This is a genomic window from Streptomyces sp. NPDC020681 (genome assembly GCF_044334895.1).
GTDB lineage: Bacteria > Actinomycetota > Actinomycetes > Streptomycetales > Streptomycetaceae > Streptomyces.
The window spans coordinates 219,493-236,285 of record NZ_JBIRTX010000005.1 but is presented as its reverse complement, the minus strand read 5'-3'; the positions used below and the strand labels follow the sequence as shown (position 1 = coordinate 236,285).

The 16,793-nt window shown below is 71.0% G+C and carries 15 protein-coding genes; 6 read left to right on the top strand and 9 right to left on the bottom strand.

The genetic code is table 11. From position 1 onward, the window contains the following. Window positions 1-259: 259 nt before the first annotated feature. The gene (locus tag ACH4YL_RS14045; RefSeq protein WP_398507549.1) at window positions 260-616 is read left to right on the top strand and encodes a DUF805 domain-containing protein; all 357 of its coding nucleotides are present in this window, start codon (window positions 260-262) and stop codon (window positions 614-616) included. A 107-nt stretch (window positions 617-723) separates the two neighbouring features. Here the strand turns inward: ACH4YL_RS14045 and ACH4YL_RS14040 are convergent, their stop codons facing one another. The 4 genes from ACH4YL_RS14040 to ACH4YL_RS14025 are packed head-to-tail and all read right to left on the bottom strand — an operon-like array spanning window position 724 to window position 6,709. Then, window positions 724-1,935, bottom strand: a complete 1,212-nt coding sequence (locus ACH4YL_RS14040) for a type III PLP-dependent enzyme (protein WP_398507548.1) — start codon at window positions 1,933-1,935, stop codon at window positions 724-726. Continuing rightward, on the bottom strand, window positions 1,932-3,695 hold the full coding sequence (locus ACH4YL_RS14035) for an IucA/IucC family protein (protein WP_398507547.1): 1,764 nt from the start codon (window positions 3,693-3,695) through the stop codon (window positions 1,932-1,934). Before ACH4YL_RS14035 ends, ACH4YL_RS14040 begins: the two co-directional genes overlap by 4 nt. A 6-nt stretch (window positions 3,696-3,701) precedes the next feature. Next, window positions 3,702-5,501: an IucA/IucC family protein gene (locus ACH4YL_RS14030; RefSeq protein WP_398507546.1), complete on the bottom strand. Its 1,800-nt coding sequence runs from the start codon at window positions 5,499-5,501 to the stop codon at window positions 3,702-3,704. Then, window positions 5,498-6,709 carry an acetyl-CoA carboxylase biotin carboxylase subunit family protein gene (locus tag ACH4YL_RS14025; protein WP_398507545.1) on the bottom strand — a complete coding sequence of 404 codons (1,212 nt, stop codon included), beginning with the start codon at window positions 6,707-6,709 and terminating at the stop codon, window positions 5,498-5,500. Before ACH4YL_RS14025 ends, ACH4YL_RS14030 begins: the two co-directional genes overlap by 4 nt. A gap of 140 nt (window positions 6,710-6,849) precedes the next feature. Here ACH4YL_RS14025 and ACH4YL_RS14020 point away from each other — a divergent pair, with 140 nt between their 5' ends. Beyond that, window positions 6,850-7,728 (top strand): (2Fe-2S)-binding protein, encoded by an 879-nt coding sequence (locus ACH4YL_RS14020; RefSeq protein WP_398507544.1) that lies wholly within the window; start codon window positions 6,850-6,852, stop codon window positions 7,726-7,728. Window positions 7,729-7,746: 18 nt separating this feature from the next. Here ACH4YL_RS14020 and ACH4YL_RS14015 read toward each other — a convergent pair whose 3' ends face one another. The 4 genes from ACH4YL_RS14015 to ACH4YL_RS14000 form a co-directional block, all read right to left on the bottom strand. After that, window positions 7,747-8,178 carry an SRPBCC family protein gene (locus tag ACH4YL_RS14015; RefSeq protein WP_398507543.1) on the bottom strand — a complete coding sequence of 144 codons (432 nt, stop codon included), beginning with the start codon at window positions 8,176-8,178 and terminating at the stop codon, window positions 7,747-7,749. A gap of 110 nt (window positions 8,179-8,288) precedes the next feature. Further along, window positions 8,289-8,585: a hypothetical protein gene (locus ACH4YL_RS14010; protein WP_398507542.1), complete on the bottom strand. Its 297-nt coding sequence runs from the start codon at window positions 8,583-8,585 to the stop codon at window positions 8,289-8,291. 201 nt (window positions 8,586-8,786) lie between these two features. After that, window positions 8,787-9,632 (bottom strand): SDR family oxidoreductase, encoded by an 846-nt coding sequence (locus ACH4YL_RS14005; protein WP_398507541.1) that lies wholly within the window; start codon window positions 9,630-9,632, stop codon window positions 8,787-8,789. 100 nt (window positions 9,633-9,732) lie between these two features. Continuing rightward, window positions 9,733-10,533, bottom strand: a complete 801-nt coding sequence (locus ACH4YL_RS14000; protein ID WP_398507540.1) for an SDR family NAD(P)-dependent oxidoreductase — start codon at window positions 10,531-10,533, stop codon at window positions 9,733-9,735. 149 nt (window positions 10,534-10,682) lie between these two features. Here ACH4YL_RS14000 and ACH4YL_RS13995 point away from each other — a divergent pair, with 149 nt between their 5' ends. The 4 genes from ACH4YL_RS13995 (at window position 10,683) to ACH4YL_RS13980 (ending at window position 16,498) form a co-directional block, all read left to right on the top strand. Beyond that, a complete protein-coding gene (locus ACH4YL_RS13995) occupies window positions 10,683-11,642 on the top strand; it encodes a helix-turn-helix transcriptional regulator (RefSeq protein WP_398507539.1) in 960 nt (319 codons plus the stop codon). A 208-nt stretch (window positions 11,643-11,850) separates the two neighbouring features. Then, window positions 11,851-13,545, top strand: a complete 1,695-nt coding sequence (locus ACH4YL_RS13990; RefSeq protein WP_398507538.1) for an ABC transporter ATP-binding protein — start codon at window positions 11,851-11,853, stop codon at window positions 13,543-13,545. Continuing rightward, window positions 13,542-15,374: an ABC transporter ATP-binding protein gene (locus ACH4YL_RS13985; protein ID WP_398507537.1), complete on the top strand. Its 1,833-nt coding sequence runs from the start codon at window positions 13,542-13,544 to the stop codon at window positions 15,372-15,374. Before ACH4YL_RS13990 ends, ACH4YL_RS13985 begins: the two co-directional genes overlap by 4 nt. Window positions 15,375-15,427: 53 nt before the next feature. Further along, window positions 15,428-16,498 carry an iron-siderophore ABC transporter substrate-binding protein gene (locus tag ACH4YL_RS13980; protein ID WP_398507536.1) on the top strand — a complete coding sequence of 357 codons (1,071 nt, stop codon included), beginning with the start codon at window positions 15,428-15,430 and terminating at the stop codon, window positions 16,496-16,498. 65 nt (window positions 16,499-16,563) lie between these two features. Here ACH4YL_RS13980 and ACH4YL_RS13975 read toward each other — a convergent pair whose 3' ends face one another. Beyond that, the gene (locus ACH4YL_RS13975) at window positions 16,564-16,773 is read right to left on the bottom strand and encodes an MbtH family protein (protein WP_398507535.1); all 210 of its coding nucleotides are present in this window, start codon (window positions 16,771-16,773) and stop codon (window positions 16,564-16,566) included. Window positions 16,774-16,793: the final 20 nt, after the last annotated feature.

Here is a 16,793-nt window from a genome sequence, read left to right as displayed (position 1 = left end):
GACGGCGGAGAACAGTGCGCACGCCGGCTGCACGGCCGGGGCGTGGCGACCCCGTGTACGGCACAGCTCCACGACCCCGAATCCGGCACCGGTCAGCGCCTCGCACCGGCCTCCGGGGCCGACGGCCGGATCCCGACTCCTGGTCGGCATCGCCCCACTTCAGGTAACGAATTGACCCGCACAGATCAAGCCACTACGTTCTGCCCCTGGCCGCGTCCACGAGGGACGGGCCAACCCTGTCGCGAACCTTGGGGGACGCATGAACTGGTACGTAGATGTTCTGAAGAAGTACGCGGTGTTCAGCGGGCGTGCGCGTCGCCAGGAGTACTGGATGTTCGCGCTGTTCAACGTCGTCATCAGCATCGTGCTGTCGATCGTCGACAACGTTGCGGGCACCAGCCCGATCCTCGGCGCCGTCTACAGCCTTCTCGTGCTCCTCCCCGCCCTCGGCGTCACCGTCCGCCGCCTGCACGACACCGACCGCTCGGGCTGGTGGATCCTCATCGGCGCCGTCCCGCTCGTCGGCTTCATCATCCTGATCGTCTTCCTCGCGAGCGAGGGCAAGGCGGAGCAGAACGCGCACGGCCCGAACCCGAAGCTGGCCCCGGCCTACTGAGGTTCTTCCGCCGGCCGGTGAGAACCGCTCTCTCCCGAGCCGGCGGAACGCACCACCCCTACGAATGCCCGTCAGCACGGCTGACGGGCATTCGTCGTGCCCGTCGGCTACGTCCGGGCGTCCAGGAAGTGAAAACCCGGCCTCGGGTGCATCAGGAAGTCGTGGTGCGAGATGTTCCACGCGTACGCACCGGCCAGCCCGAACACCACTCGGTCTCCCGCCCGCAGACCGGCGACCGGGACGCGGCGGGCCAGCACGTCCTTGGGCGTGCACAGCTGGCCGGTCAGCGTGACCGGGCCCTTCCGGGCCGTGGACCGCGGCCACGAGTGGGGCCAGCCTTCCACCGGCAGGACGGCGCACGGCTGGTCGTGGCCCTTCGTCGCCGGAGTACGCAAGTGGTGCGTGCCGCCGCGGACGACCGCGAAGTCCTCGCCGTGGCTGTGCTTCACGTCCAGCACCTCCGTGGCGTACCAGCCGCAGTACGCCGTCAGCGCGCGGCCCGGTTCGATACGCAGCAGCAGGTCCGGGTGGGCGGCGGTGAGACGGGCCAGGCCCGCGCCGTACGCGGTCCAGTCGAAACGGACGTCGGGCCGCGCGTAGTCCACCGTCATCCCGCCGCCGACGTTCACCTCGTGCAGCGCGACTCGGTGACGCGCGGCGAGGTCCGACGCCCAGGTCACCACCGACTCGGCCACGGCGAGCTGCTCGGCCGCCGCCAGGCCGCTGGCCAGATGGGCGTGGATGCCCGCCAGTTCCAGCTGCGGACATGTGCCGTCGGTGAGCAGGCGGACCATGTCGTCCGCCTGGGACGGGTCCAGGCCGAACGGTGTCGGCCGCCCGCCCATGGCCAGCGCGCTGGCCGCCAAGGAGCCCTCGGCGAGCGGCAGATTGAAGCGGAGCAGTACCGGGACCCGGGCGCCGGGCGCCGAGCGGGCGGCGAGGTCCGCCAGCATGTGGAGCTCGTACGCGCTCTCCACATGGAAACGCTCCACGCCCAGCCGCAGCGCCGACTCGATCTCGGCGGGTGTCTTGCCGGGGCCGCCGAAGGCCGGCGGCCGGTCCGGGACCGTCTTTCTGACATGGGCGAGCTCGCCGCCCGACGAGACCTCGTAGCCGTCGACATACGGAGCGAGAGCGGTGAGGATCTCGGCTTCCGGATTGGCCTTGGCCGCGTAATACAGCTCGACGCGCTCGGGCAGCGCGGCACGGACGAAGGCGGCGTGCCCGCGCAGCGCTTCGAGGTCGTACAGGTACGCGGGCAGCCGGTCGGCGGGCAGCGACAGCGCGAGCTCGCGCACCGCGGCGGTCGGTGTGGTCATGGGGCACTCCGGTCTGCTTCGGTGTCGGCGTGGCTTGCTCCGGACAGCACGTCCTCGGCGAGCGGTGAAGGCAGCCGGACATAACCGGCGTCACGATCGGCCGTGCGGTCCCAGCGCGCCAGCAGATTGGCCTTGGCGGGCAGTGGCACGCCGGCCAGCAGGGCGCTCAGCCGCGGCGGGCAGCCGTGCTCGTCGGCGTACTCCTGAATCGTGCGGCGCACCTGCGACCACAGCGCCGGCTCGGTCTGCGGATGGAGATCGGCGAGGGCGGCGAGCATCTCGGCGATGTGGTTCACCAGGAGGCAGTACACGACCCGGTCCCAGCCGCGCCCGGCGTCGTACGTCAGCGGGCCCGCGACCGACGGAGGGAGCGCGGCGAGTGCCTCGGCGTGGTGCTCGGCGAGGAGCTTGGTGCCCTCCAGGTCGCGGAAGAGGACTTGAGCCGGCATGCCGCCGGGGTCCACGCCGAGGAGCACGTTCTGCAGATGCGGTTCAAGGACCAGCCCGTGGTCGAAGTACGCGGCCAGCACCGGCGGGACGAGCAGGCGGAGATAGTGCCGCCACCAGCCGAGGGCCGTCGCCGGATCCGCACCGGCCAGCAGCCGGGACATATGGGCGGGACCTGTCGGGTACTCGTCGGCCACGGCGGCGGCGAGCAGGGGAGTGGTACGAGGGAGAAGGTGCCGGTCGAGCCCTTCGCGGACGATCACACCGAAGCCCTCGAGGAGTGCGAGATCCGGCCGGCCGTCCGGGCCGGGCAGGGCGAGGCTGCGGTAGGCGGGTTCGCGGAGCATTCCGGCGCCGGGGAAGCGGGCGGCGAGATCGGCGAAGGCCGGGCCGAGGATCCTGGTGAGAGCGACCGCGCCCGAGAGCTCGTAGTGGGCGTTCTTCCGTATGCAGTTGGTGATGCGGACATTGAGGCTGAACTTCAGGAAGGTGTCGCCGTCGTACAGCGTCCGTACGGAGGCCGTGGGCGTGAAATGCGTACGGCCCGGGCCGAGGTCGAGGATGTCGCCGCGGCCCATGGCGGCCCGCAACGCCGGTCGTCGGCGCAGCAGTTCGTACTGCCACGGGTGCGCGGGCAGCAGCTTGAATCCCTCCGGCACCGCCCGCAGCCGGTCCAGCGGGCCGGTGGCGCCGGGCTCGACGGACTCCTCGGCGATCAGGTGCTCGCGTACGGCGAGCAGCCGCAGCGGAAACGCGGCTCCGGCCTCCGGCGCGTACGCGGACCAGGTGGCGGGGTCGGCGCCGTGTGCCTTGGGTGTCGGGTGGAAGCGGTGCCCCAGTACGAGGGACTGCTCGGACGCGAGGTAGGTGGCGAGCCGGTCTCCGTCCATGGTCTGAGGCCGGTGCGCGTGCACGGCGAGGGCGGCGGACACACCCTGGTGGCTCGCGGTGATCTGGGCCAGGAACTCGTCGTTGCGGGCGCCGGTACGCAGCGACAGCTCGGCATGCGTGTACTCGGCGAGCTTCCGCCAGCCGACCTCCCGCCGGCCACCGTCCGACTCCTCGCTGACCGGACCGGTGAAGCGGTGCGCGCCGAGCAGGGACCTGCGGCGCAGGGCAACCCGGAGCAGTACGCCGCGGCGCGGCAGCCGCAGCAGCAGATTGCCGTCGATGACGGCGGTCTGGTGCTCGGGTCCTGTCACCTCGCGGAGCAGGCAGTTGAGGAGCGTGTGCGTGACGGCGTGGTCGGCGGTGGGCAGCCCGTTCAACGGCTCCGGCACCTGAGCCGGACGGCCGGGGCTGGTGCTGGTCATCGCCCGTCACGCTCCCGGCAGCAGATAGTTGGGGCCGGTGACGTAGTGCTTGTTGATGTCGGACGCTCCCGATCGGGCCTTGGTGAGCAGCGTGCCGGCCGTGACCATCGCCTTGACGGGAAGCCGCGGGGCCTGAAGGACGTGCGCACGCAGGAGGGCACCGGGACCGCCGGGGCGGGTGCCGAGCCGTTCGAAGGCCTCGTCGAGCCGGTCGCGTACGAGGGTGAGCAGTCGGTCGAGCGGGGCGCGGCCGTGCCGGGCGAGAGCGAAGGCGTACGCGCCCGCGCACAGGTGGACGGTGATGGTGGTGAACAGGTCGAGGGCCGGGCCGTCGGTGTCGCTGAAGATGCGCGGGTCGTCGAACTCCGCCGGGTCCGGGGCGTCCGCGCCCAGGGTCTCGCGCAGCCGGGCGGTGTTGATGCGCGGGCCGTCGTTGTCCTTGAGCAGCAGCCGCAGCCGGGTGCGGCCGCCGGTCTCGTCCAGTACGAGCGAGACGTTCTGCTGGTGGGACTCCAGGGCGATGCCGTGGGCGAAGAGGGTGGTCTGCCAGTCGAAGAGCAGCGCGAGTGCGCAGTCGAGGAGAGCGAGCGGGTCGCCGCCGTAGAAGCGGTCGGCGAGCTGGTCGAGCACCAGCCGGCCGCCGGGGCTCTGGCTCAGCAGAGCCGCCATCGGGACGACGACGCTGCCCTCCAGACCGGCCGGGTAGCGGCGGACGAGAACGGCGAGGAGCTCATGACCGGCATGGGCGAAGTGTGTCTCGTCCGCGTGCAGGACGGTGTCCTGGAAGCGGGGCTCGCGGGCGACGACGGTCCGCAGCAGGCGCTGGCAGGCAGCGCCGTCGGTGAGCGTGCCGGGTTTGACGGTGCGGCGGTTGAGCAGGCCCAGGGTGGAGGTGGCCAGCGGCAGTTTGAGATGGACGGCCGGGTGGGCGGCGACGGCCACGGTCCGCATCGACAGGGTCGGTACGACGTCCAGGTACGGCAGGTCGGCGATCGCGGCCCGGTCGTCGAGTCCGGTGGCGCGCAGAGCATTGAGCAGCGGCTCGCCCACGGTCAACGGATGGACCGGGAAGGCGAGATGGTCCCGGTCGAGGTCCCGCGGCAGACCGAGCGACGAAGGCAGGGGCCACAGGTCGTCGGAGGCCGCGCCGCGCACGATGACCGCTTCCTTCGGCAGAGCGAGCCAGCGCAGGGGGAAGCGCGGGTGGAACTCGGGCGCGTATGCGTGCAGTTGGCTGCCCGTGAGGCGGGAGCGGCCGCGAGATGTCGGGTAGACGGGATGGTCGAGGCGGGCAGCGAGCGTGTCGAAGGCGGCGGAGGCGGCAAGGCCGGTCCAGCGGGCCGGGTCGCAGCCGTGCTGTTCCGCGAGCCCGGCGGTGATTTCGCCGTGTGTCGCGGTGTGCGTTCGCAGCGCGGCCAGAGCCTGCCGGCATTCGTCGGCGAAGGCGTCGAAGCCGCCGCGGTCCACCGGGTCGGCGAGCGATGCGAGCGCGGTCAGGATGGTGTCCGCGGTCGTCAGATCCGTGCCGTCGGATGCGCGTCGCAGGAGCGGCAGCCGGGCGGTGGTCTCGCACTGGAATCCGCGCGGGCCGTCGCTCCGGACCGGCAGCAGCAGCGCGTCGCCGTCCGGTGTGTCGAGGCGCAGCCATGTCCCGTCCGGCAGTTCCACGGGCGTACTGCGGCTCAGCAGACCGACGACGTCCTCGCGCAGCAGCGTGCTGAGCACGCGGAGCAGCAGATCCTCCTCGGCGGCCGCGGCCGCGGCTTCGGCTTCGGCGTCCGGCTCGGCCGCGCTGGTCACCGTCACGGTGTGATCTCCCAGCACTGCCCGGCGAGAAAGTCGGCCACCGCCCGGTCCACGGACTCCTGGTCGGTTCCGATGGCCCGCACGATGCCGAGGAAGTCGCGATTGGTGTGGTGGAGCGGCTGCCGCTCACCGATCGCGCGCACCGGACGGTACGTCAGCCGGACATCGCCGACCGTCAGATCCACCGCGGCGGGCGCGGCCGTCAGGGTACCTTCGCGGTCCGCACACGGATAGTCGAGCCGGGCTGCCACATCCGTACGGGCTTCCAGGTCCGCGGGCAGCGGCTGGCCCAGATGCGTGCGGAGGATGTGCTCGAAGAGCGGTACCCCGAGCAGTTCGGCGAGCAGCAGATCGCACTGGTCCCCGATGGCACGGTAGTTGACCTCGATGATGCGTGCGCGTCCCGCCTCCACCACGAACTCGGTGTGGCAGGCGCCGAACCCGACGCCGAGCGCATCGAGTTGCGCGAGTACCTGGGCGACGACCGGCCCGGGATGTTCGGGTACGAAGGTCAGCCGCTCCTCGATGAAGTACGGCGGAGGGGAGAGCTCGGTGTGGAAGCCGCCGAGGACATGGAGGCGCCGACCGTCGCCGAGGGTCTCGAGCGTATGCAACTCGCCGCCGAGGAACTCCTCGACGACGAGTGCGGCTCCCGGGCGGCGCGACTGGATCTCCTTGCAGCGCTGCTCCAGGGTCGCGGCGTCGTCGACCCGTATCACGTCCTCGCTGGCCACGCCCTCGCGCGGTTTGACCACGCACGGGAACGGCACATCCAGGCAGGACAGCGTGGCGGGGTCCTGTCCGGCGGCAAGCTCCACCGACCGGACGGTGTCGGCTCCGCCCGCGGCCAGATGCCGGCGCATCTCGGCCTTGTCCTTGGTGCGGAGTGCGGCCCGCCAGCTCTTGGCGGGCAGGCCGAAGTACTCGGCGGCCAGAGCCGTCTGGGTCTGCAGATGGTCGCTGTTGCTGAAGACCGCGTTCGGAGTGCGGTGCGTCGAGATCCGGGTGATGACGGCGTGAAAGTCGCGGATGTCGCACTCAAGGACCTCGACGTCCGGCGACCTGTCGCGGTGCGCTTCGGGCTGGTCGGTCAGCACGGTGACGGTCAGTCCGAGCCGGCGCGCGGCCGGGAGAAAGCCCTCGGTGACCGAGTCGGTCGGATTGAGGGCCAACAGGTATATCTGCCCGGCCTGGTTGTTCTCGAACACGATCCGAGAGCTTAGGTTAGCCATGCCTAAAACTGTCAATTCGCCGCCGCGCGGCCCCGGTTCGCGGGGAAGGTCTCCGGTGTGGATAAGGTGAGCCTCCCCTTACCTCGATCGTTTCGCTCTGCTGTTGGGGAGTACCTGTGACCCTGGCCCCGGCGTTGACACCGGCCGGACCCGCTGTGAGCTGCGCCGCGCTGCTCGCCTCGACCTACCGACGGCTCACCGCGCTGTGCGATGTGCTGGACGTGGACGTCGAGAAACCGGGTTCGCCGGCCGGCCAGGGCTGGATCGACGGCGCGGAGCTCGCGTACCGTCCGGAACTCATCGACGCCTTCCTCGACGCCGAGGCGGCACGCATCCGGGATCAGTACGCGCACACCGCCCGGCCGGACGTCGTCGCGTCCCGCGCGCTGCACGGCTACCTCTGGTCCGTCTGTCTGCTGATGAGTGGCCCGTGGTATCTGGAGCGGCGCGTGCCTCGGCTCCACCCGGTCGACGTCCGGGTCAGCCGGACCGCCGATGCCTACGCGGTCGTTGCCGGCGGCTTCGCCTGCCTGCCCGACGACCCGGCGGCCGGACTGCCGGGCGCTCGCGTGCTGCCGCACGAGGAAGCCCTGCGTGCCGAGTTGCGTACGGCCGTCGCCGATCACGTACGGCCGCTGCTGACTGCGCTCGGCCCGCGGCTGCGACGTGGGCCGCGGGCGCTGTGGGGGATGGTCGGCGACGATCTGGTGTCCGGCATCTGGCACCTCGGCAAGCTCCTCGGCGACGAGCCGCGCGCGGTCCGCGAAGCCGAAGGGCTGCTGCCGGGCTCCGTCCCGCCGTTCCCCGGCGGCGCCGACTTCCGCCGGCTGACGGGCGCCGACGGCCGGTCGCACACCACACGTACGCGCCTCGGCTGCTGCCTCTACTACACGATCCGCCCCGCCGAGGCATGCGGCACCTGCCCGCGGATCTGCGACACCGAGCGGCTGCAACGGCTCGAGGACGCCGCGGCGTCCTCCGCTGCCCTTGCCTGATAGCAGCCGGCGGACGGCTCACCGTCCCTGTTCCACCAGCTCCTTGAACTGCTCGAGGTCACTGCGCACGAGCCGTTCGATCGCGGTCGCCTGGGCGAACCCCTTCGGGCCGCCGAACGCCTCCGTGACGGCACCCGGGTCGTACTCGATCCGGGCCTGGAGCCGGGTGTGCTCCCGGTCGATGGGCAGCAGTGAGAAGGTTCCCGCCAGGTCGGGACCGCTCGTGGTCTGCCACTCCATGACGTTTTCCTTGCCGCGATCGGAGATCTGGGCTTCGAGCTCCTGAGCCAGGCCGCCCGCGTCGACATCCAGGTGCGCCCCGTGCTCGCCCGCCGGGCGAGCCTCGCGTACTCCGCCCAGGAACCGCGGATAGGTCTCCACGCGGTGGAGGCAGTCCCAGGCCGTATCCATCGGAACGCCGAGGTCGATCTGTTCTTCGAGAGTGCTCATCGGCCACCTCACAGCTCGGTTCACGGCTTACGGGGCCATGCCTCCAGTGTGCCCCCGCCGGAAGATCGGAGGCGAGCATCGAAGGTGAGTGGGGCCTTGAGGATCCGCGGCTAATGCACGGGGACGGAGAGTTCGCGGCCGCGATAGAAGCCCTCCCGCTCCTCGACGACGTACGGCGCCATGGCCTCGTGCCGCTGCCGCTCCGCCTCGGAGGCCCGCCACGAGTCGCACGCTTCCTTGGTGTCCCAGAACGACACTCCGGTGATCTCCAGACCGTCCTCGGACCAGTACGCATAGGCGTAGCGCAGGGCCTGCGGGTACGGGTCCGGGCGCCATGCCCGCTCGAACTCCTCCAGCGTGCCCGGCTTGATGCGACGCGTCGTCACCCAGACGAAGTGCTCCTTCATCGCAGCCTCCTCCGGAACGCCTGGTTCGGCTTGATGGCGCCCTCAAAACCACCGTAGGGCGGTGCTGCCGCTCGCGCCTCCGCGGGAGGCGATCCGGCCACCGGCCTACTGGTGCTGCTCGGCGCGCTCGTCCCGGGATTCGAACATGCGCGGCCCGAAGTCACCGCCGGGGTGTGAGCTCAAAGCTCGGACCAGGGCGTTTCAGGCGGTGGTGTCGTCGTAGGCCAGGTCGCCGCCCAGTTCGCGGGATGCCTGGGCCTGGGCGAGGAGTTCCCTGGCCTTGGCCTCGACGCCATCGATGGCGTCGGCGCCGGCGACGAAGCGCAGCGGCGGCTTCTCCTGGTCGGCGATGGTCAGCAGGGCGCCGGCGAGCTTGGCAGGGTCGCCGCTCTGCCTGCCGTTCATGGTCTTCCAGGCCGCGATGGTGGCGGTGGTGCGCTCGGCGTAGTCCTCGATGGACGGCTGGGGCCAGGTGGTGGAGGCGTCCACGAGCAGCTCGGTGCGGAAGAAGCCGGGCTCCACGACCGTGGTGTGGATGTTGTACGGCTCGACGTCGTGACGCAGCGACTCCATCCAGCCCTCCACGCCGAACTTGGAGGCAGCGTAGGCGACGCAGAACTCCTGGCCGATGATGCCGGCGGAGGAGGAGAGGGTGATGATGTGGCCGACGCGCTGCTTGCGCATCACAGGCAGGACGGCGCGGGTGACGTTCATGGGTCCGAACAGGTTGGTCTCGATCTGCTGGCGCATCTGCGCGGGCGTGATCTCCTCGAAGTAGCCGGCGAAGAAGTTCCCGGCGTTGTTGATCAGGACGTCGATGCGGCCGAAGCGGTCGACGGCGGCCTGCGCGGCCGCCTCGGCATCCTCCAGGTTGGTGACGTCCAGCTTGGTGACCAGCAGGTTGCCCTGCGGTCCGCCCAGAGTCTTCTCGACCTCTTCGGGGCGGCGGCCGGTGGCGACGACTTGGTGGCCGGTGGCGAGGGCCTCGCGGGCGATGTCCGTGCCCAGACCGCGTCCGGCACCGGTGACGAGAATGACCTTGCTCATGGGGGGTCCTTTCAGGTGCCGTGGTCCGGCACTCGGTGTTGTGCGGTGATGGTGAGTGGCGTCCCGGCGGGTGGCCGGGCGGCGGATGGGGCAGACGGCGTCAGGCTTGGTCTGTGGGCATGATCCACAGGTCGCCGATGGAGGAGTGGCGGGGCCGGGTGACCATGTAGGCGACGCCGTCGGCGATGTCCTCGGGGGCGAGGACCTCGGTCGTCTCGTAGAAGGGGGTGATCATCGCGCCCTGGATCTCGGGCTTGTTGTGCGAGCCCAGCTCGGTGTCCACGCCGCCCGGCTCCAGGACACCGACGCGGACGTGCCGCTGGGTGACCTCCTGGCGCAGGGACTCGGTGAATCCGTTCACGCCGAACTTGGTGAGGTTGTAGACGCCATATCCGTTCCACGCCACGCGGCCCGCGATCGAGCTGATGTTGACGATGTCGGCGACCCGGCGCGGACCCTCCTCGGCAGCCTTGAGCAGGTGCGGCAGGTGCGGCAGGTGCGGCAGGTGCGGCAGGTGCGGCAGGGAGGCGCGGGTGGTGCAGAGCAGGCCCTGGACGTTGACGGCGATCATGCGCTCCCACTCCTCGACCTCCGCGTCGACGACGGGGCCCAGGAGCATCAGGCCGGCGTTGTTGACCAGGGTGTCCAGTCGGCCGAAGTGCTCGACGGTCTGCTCTACGGCGGCCTCGGCCTGGGCGCGGTCGGTGATGTCCGCCTCCACCACCAGCGCGGTGCCGCCCGCTTTCTCGATCTCGGCGGTGAGGTCGTCCAGGCGGTCCTTGCGGCGGGCCACGAGGGCGACGGAGGCGCCGTGCTCGGCGAGCCGGCGGGCGGTGGCGGCGCCGATGCCGCTGCTCGCGCCAGTGACGAGAGCGACGGTGCCGGACAGATTCGTTGCCATGGGGTGTCCTGTTCTTTGGTTCTCTGCAACACCGCCTCGGCGGTGCACCATCTACAGAACCGGTTGTCACGGGACGGCGGGAGACCCTGATGAGAGGGGGTACTGAGAGGGACCCCCAGCCCTGCGGAGGCGCTCGTAGAGTGGAGCGCATGGCAGGCAGAAACGACCCTTATGGTGCCAATCGCGATTTCCGTAGTGATTTCCGAGCGGAGATCCGGGAATTCCTGGGCACGCGACGGGCCAGGGTCACCCCCGAGCAGGCGGGACTGCCCGTGTACGGCGGAGACCGCCGGCGGGTCACCGGGCTGCGCCGCGAGGAGGTAGCCCTTATCGCGGGCATCTCGAGCGAGTACTACACCCGGTTGGAGCGTGGCAACGCCACCGGTGTCTCCGAGAGCGTCATCGACGGCATCGCGCAAGCGCTGCAGCTCGACGAGGCCGAGCGAGCCCACCTGCTCGACCTCCTGCGCGGCGCCGGCGCGACCCGTCCGACGCGCCGCCGACCTGCCCAGCAGCGTGTGCGGCCCGCGGTGCAGCGCATCATCGACTCGATGGCAGGCACGCCCGGGTTCGTACTCAGCGGGCGCCTGGACATCCTGGCCGCCAACCACCTCGGGCGCGCGTTGTTCTCGCCGGTCTACGCCGACCCGGCGCGGCCGCCCAACAACGCCAGGTTCGTCTTCCTCGCCCCGCAGGCGACCGAGTTCTTCCGCGACTGGGACAAGGTCGCCAACGACACGGTCGCCATGCTGCGCTCCGAGGTCGGCCGCGATCCCTACGACCGGCGACTGTCGGACCTGATCGGGGAGCTGTCCACCCGCAGCGAGGAGTTCCGTCGCCGCTGGGCCGCCCACAACGTCCGTATCCACACCACGGGCATGAAGCTCCTCCACCACCCGGTCGTCGGAGACCTCGACCTGCCGTTCGAGACCTTCCCGCTGGGGGGCGACCCCAGTCAGAGCCTCCTCACCTATACCGCCGAGCCCGGTTCATCCTCGCAGGAGGCCCTGGACCTGCTGGCCAGTTGGGCCGCGACCAATGACGACATCGAGCGGTCCGCGTCTGCCAACGACTCCGAGCCGAGTGAGTCGGCCGAGACAGCCGACTGATCGACGAGCCAGGCGTGTCGATCCGCGGGAGTCGTCAACGGCTCTGCTGTAGCGGCACGATCCGCCTGGACGAACTTGTCACCTGGGACGAGGCGTTGTCGCTTCCGGTTGCTCGGCGGGGTAGCTCGACAGGGCGAACTTAGTCTAGCCTTACCTAAGTTTTCGTGCTTGGTCCGTGGGTGCTGCCAGGCGGGTCCGGAGGGGTGCGGTGGGTGCTGGAGGCCTGTCGGGGCGGGATGTCCTGCGGCGTGCGATCAGAGGGCAGCGACGCGACGTCGCGCTCGGCTCGGTGCTCGGAGCCGGGCACCAGGCGGGCGAGGCGCTCGTTCCCGTCGTCATCGGATACGTGATCGACCGTGCCGTCTCCCGCGGCGACGGCGGCCAACTCCTGCTGTGGATCGCGGCCTTGGCCGTCGCGTATCTCGGGCTCTCCTTCAGCTTCCGCTTCGGCGCCCGTGCGGGCGAGCGCGCCTCCGAAGTGGCCGCCCACGAACTCAGGACCGAAGTGGTCGAGCGGATCCTGGATCCGGCGGGTGGAGCCGACGACGGACGTCTGCCCGGCGCCCTGACGAACATCGCAACCGAGGACGCCAGACGCGTCGGCGCCGTCAACATGGCGCTGGTGCTCGGGATTTCGGCCCTGACCGCCCTGTTCGTCGGCGCACTGTTTTTGCTGCGGATCTCCGTGCTGCTGGGACTGGTGGTCCTGCTCGGCACGCCCCTCCTGCTGTGGCTGGGCCATCTGCTCAGCAAGCCGCTGGAGCGGCGCAGCGAAGCCGAACAGGAGCGGGCCGCCCACGCATCGGGCATCGCCGCCGACCTCGTGGCCGGACTGCGGGTACTGAAGGGCATCGGGGCCGAATCGGCAGCGGTGGCGCGCTATCGCCGTACGAGCCGTGACTCGCTGACCGCGACCCTGCGCGCGGCCCGGGCACAGGCATGGCAGAACGGCGTCGTCCTCACGCTCACCGGCGTGTTCATCGCCCTCGTCGTCCTCGTGGGCGGACGCCTGGCGGCACAAGGGGACATCAGCCTCGGTGAGTTGGTCTCGGCGGTCGGACTGGCCCTGTTCCTGCTCGGACCGCTCTCCGAATTCCCCTGGCTGAACTCCGAGTACGCACAGGCCCGCGCCTCCGCCGCGCGGATCGCCGACGTCCTGGCCGCCCCGCCCGCCGTACTGCCGGGCCCCGGCCGGATGCCCCGGCCGGTCGAAGGTCACATCCGGCTCCGCCGCGTCTCGTACCGGACGCTGATCGACGTCGAACTCGAAGCGGGGCCGGGCGAGGTGATCGGAGTCGTCGCACCCGACGCCGCCGACGCCGAGGCACTGCTGCGCTGCCTGAGCCGCCGGAGCGACCCCGAGAGCGGCTCGGTCGAACTGGACGGCGTCGACCTCGCCACCCTCGACCCGGCGGACATCCGTACCGCGGTCCTCGTGGCCGAGCACGACGCGGACCTCTTCGAAGGCACACTCGCCGACAACATCTCGGCCGCCGCGCCCCCTTCGGCCGACATCGGCCGCGCGATGGCCGCGTCGGGCGCCGACGAGGTCGCCCTGACCCTGCCGCACGGCGTCGCATCGACGGTCACCGAACGAGGACGCTCGCTCTCCGGCGGCCAGCGCCAGCGTGTCGCGCTGGCCCGCGCCCTGGCCGCGGATCCACCGGTCCTGGTGGTCCACGACCCGGCGACCGCCGTCGACGCGGTGACCGAGGCGAGGATCGCCGCCGGGATCCGGGACACCCGGCGGGAACGGACGACGGTGCTGGTGACCACCAGTCCAGCGCTGCTCGCCGTGACGGACCGGGTGGTGCTCGTCGAAGGCGGACGGGTGACCGACACGGCCGGCCACGCCGACCTCGTCCACCGGCGCGCGAACTACCGTACGGCGGTGCTCTCATGACGTACGAAATGGGCGCCGACGCCCACGACGCAGGCACTGAAGCCCACGACGAAGGCGCCGGACGGCAGTTGCTGCCGATCGCCACCGCCGCCCGCACCCGGGGCGCCGTCGGCGAGGTTCTGCGCGGCTACCGGCCGCTCGCCCTCGGCGGGTTCGGGACCATCGTCGTCGCCACCGCCATCGGCCTGCTGACCCAGCCGCTGCTCGGCCGCATCGTCGACCTGGTCGCCGACCGCAGGCCGCCCGACGCGATCACCCTGACCGTGGTCCTGCTCGTCGCCGTCGCCGTCGCGCAGGGTGTCACCACGGGGCTCGGCCTGTCCCTGGTCTCCCGGCTCGGCGAGTCCGTACTCGCCCAGCTGCGCGAGCGGTTCGTCGAGCGGGCTCTCGGTCTGCCGCTGGAGCAGGTGGAGAAGGCGGGCTCGGGCGATCTGACCGTGCGGGTCACCGGCGACGTCTCACTGATCGCCGGCGCCGTGCGCAACGCGCTGCCCGAGCTGGCCCGTTCCATGGTGGCGATCGTGCTCACGCTGGGCGCGCTGGCCGTGCTCGACTGGCGCTTTCTGCTGGCGGCGCTGCTCGCGGTACCCGTGCAGGTGCACACCGCGCGCTGGTATCTCCGAGGAGCGGTGCCGCTCTACGCCGAGCAGCGCGTCGCCACCGGCGCGCAGCAGCAGCAACTGCTCGGCACGATCGGAGGCAGCTCCACCGTTCGGGCGCTGCGGCTGGAGAAGGACCACGCCGCCCGGGTCGGGCAGCGGTCCGCGGCCGCGGTCGATGTGACGATGCGCGGCGTACGGCTGGTGCTGAGCTTCTACTGCCGGCTCCACCTGGGGGAGTTCATCGGCCTTGCCGCGGTCCTGGCCACCGGTTTCTGGCTGGTACGCGGCGGTTCGGCGTCACTGGGCACCGCAACGGCAGCGGCCCTGTACTTCCACAGTCTGTTCACCCCCATCAACTCCGCGCTCGTCCTGCTCGACGACGCGCAGAAGGCGACCGCGGGTCTCGCCAGGATCGTCGGCGTGGCCGATCTGCCGCTGCCCGTCCAGCCGGAGCGGCCCGCCACCCCGCGCGACGCGTCCGTCACGGTGACCGGCGTCGGCCACTCCTACCAGCCCGGCCACCCCGTCCTGCACGAGATCGACCTGGACCTGAAGCCCGGCGAGCGCGTCGCCCTCGTCGGCGCGAGCGGCGCGGGCAAGACCACGCTGGCCAAGCTCATCGCGGGCATCCACCGGCCGGCCACTGGCGCCGTGCGGCTCGGCGGCGCCGGCCTCGACGCACTCGGCCCCGACGCGACCCGACGAACGGTCGCCCTCATCACCCAGGAGGTCCATGTCTTCGCCGGCCCGCTCGCCGACGACCTGCGGCTCGCCCGGCCCCGGGCGACCGACGCCGAACTGCGCGAAGCCCTCGACCGTGTCGACGCGCTGTCCTGGGCCGAGGCACTGCCCGAGGGACTTGCCACCGTCGTCGGCGACGGCGGCCACCGGCTCACCAGCGCACAAACACAGGCGCTGGCGCTGGCCCGGCTGATCCTGGCCGACCCACCGGTCGCGGTCCTCGACGAAGCCACCGCCGAGGCCGGAAGCACCGGCGCCCGCGCTCTGGAGAAAGCCGCCGCCCGCGCGGTGGACGGCCGGACCGCACTGATCGTCGCGCACCGGCTGACCCAGGCCGCCAGTGCCGACCGCATCGTCGTGATGGACGCCGGACGCATCGTCGAAACCGGCACGCACGACGAACTCCTGGCCGCCGGGGGGCGCTACGCCGCCCTGTGGGAGGCGTGGTCCGACACCCGCAACGACACCCGTAACGCCGACTCGTAGCCCGCCCCCCACATCACGTCCGCTGTACAGGAACCCGAACCGAAGGACCACCGATGGCCCGTACCTCCAGAGCCCCCAGGCTCGCCGCCGCGCTCGCCTCCGGCCTGCTGCTCCTCGGCACAGCCGCCTGCGGCGGTGACTCCGGCTCCGGGAGCGACTCCGGATCGGACGCGGCCGGATCCGCGAAGAAGGACTCGTCGGCCTATCCGGTGAGCATCCAGCACAAGTACGGCACCACCACCATCAAGGCCGAGCCGAAGCGGATCGTCACCGTCGGGCTCACCGACCAGGACGCCGTGCTGGCACTCGGCAAGGTCCCGGTCGGCACGACCGAATGGCTCGGCGGCTATCCCGGCGCGATCGGCCCCTGGGCCAAGGACAAGCTGGGCGGCGCCGCGGCGCCGACCGTGCTGAAGGACACCGGCACCGGACCGCAGGTGGAGAAGATCGCGGCGCTGAAGCCGGATCTGATCCTGGCGCTGTACGGCGGGCTCACCAAGGAGCAGTACGCGACGCTGTCCAAGTTCGCTCCGGTCGTCGCCCAGCCCAAGGAGTACAACGACTTCGGCATCCCGTGGCAGGAGCTGACGAAGAAGGTCGGCACCGCGCTCGGCAAGTCGGACGAGGCCGCCAAGGCGGTGGCGGACACCGAGGCGAAGATCGCGGCCGCGGCCGCGGCGCACCCGGAGTTCAAGAACGCGAGCGGCGTGATGGCGACCCCGTACGAAGGCATGTTCGTCTTCGGCAGCCAGGACGCACGCTCCCGTATCCTGACGGGCCTCGGCTTCAAGCTGCCGACGGATCTGGACAAGGCCATCGGCGACCAGTTCGGCGCGAACATCAGCAAGGAGCGCACCGATCTGCTCGACCAGGACGCGATCGTGTGGATCGTCGGCGATGTCGCCAAGGACACGGCGAAGCTGCACAAGGACGCCTCGTACCGTGATCTGGGCGTGGTGAAGGACGCCCGCGAGGTCTTCGTCCACGAGACCGGCGACTACGGCAATGCCACGTCGTTCGTCTCGGTCCTGAGCCTGCCGTACGTCATCGAGCGACTGGTTCCGCAGCTCGCGGCGGCCGTCGACGGCAAGCCGGCGACGAAGGTGGAGCAGCCCGCCGCCTGAGCACGGTTCGCAAGAAGGGGCCGGTCCGCGCGTCGCGGACCGGCCCCCTTTGCGTTGCGCGGATGTCAGCCCTTCATCGACTCCTGAAGGCTCTTGGGACGCATGTCCGTCCAGTTGGCCTCGATGTACTCCATGCAGGACTGACGCGTGGCGGGTCCATGGGCCACGTGCCAGCCCGCCGGCACGTCGGCGAAGTCGGGCCACAGGCTGTGCTGGTCCTCGTCGTTGACCAGCACCGAGTAGACGCCTTCAGGGTTCTCGAACGGGTTGCTCATCGTGGACTCTCCTCGGTACG

Coding starts and splice junctions, on each gene's coding strand:
- ACH4YL_RS14045 (WP_398507549.1), top strand. CDS start 260: ATGAACTGGTACGTAGATGTTCTGAAGAAGTACGCGGTGTTCAGCGGG.
- ACH4YL_RS14040 (WP_398507548.1), bottom strand. CDS start 1,935: ATGACCACACCGACCGCCGCGGTGCGCGAGCTCGCGCTGTCGCTGCCC.
- ACH4YL_RS14035 (WP_398507547.1), bottom strand. CDS start 3,695: ATGACCAGCACCAGCCCCGGCCGTCCGGCTCAGGTGCCGGAGCCGTTG.
- ACH4YL_RS14015 (WP_398507543.1), bottom strand. CDS start 8,178: ATGAGCACTCTCGAAGAACAGATCGACCTCGGCGTTCCGATGGATACG.
- ACH4YL_RS14010 (WP_398507542.1), bottom strand. CDS start 8,585: ATGAAGGAGCACTTCGTCTGGGTGACGACGCGTCGCATCAAGCCGGGC.
- ACH4YL_RS14005 (WP_398507541.1), bottom strand. CDS start 9,632: ATGAGCAAGGTCATTCTCGTCACCGGTGCCGGACGCGGTCTGGGCACG.
- ACH4YL_RS14000 (WP_398507540.1), bottom strand. CDS start 10,533: ATGGCAACGAATCTGTCCGGCACCGTCGCTCTCGTCACTGGCGCGAGC.
- ACH4YL_RS13995 (WP_398507539.1), top strand. CDS start 10,683: ATGGCAGGCAGAAACGACCCTTATGGTGCCAATCGCGATTTCCGTAGT.
- ACH4YL_RS13985 (WP_398507537.1), top strand. CDS start 13,542: ATGACGTACGAAATGGGCGCCGACGCCCACGACGCAGGCACTGAAGCC.
- ACH4YL_RS13980 (WP_398507536.1), top strand. CDS start 15,428: ATGGCCCGTACCTCCAGAGCCCCCAGGCTCGCCGCCGCGCTCGCCTCC.
- ACH4YL_RS13975 (WP_398507535.1), bottom strand. CDS start 16,773: ATGAGCAACCCGTTCGAGAACCCTGAAGGCGTCTACTCGGTGCTGGTC.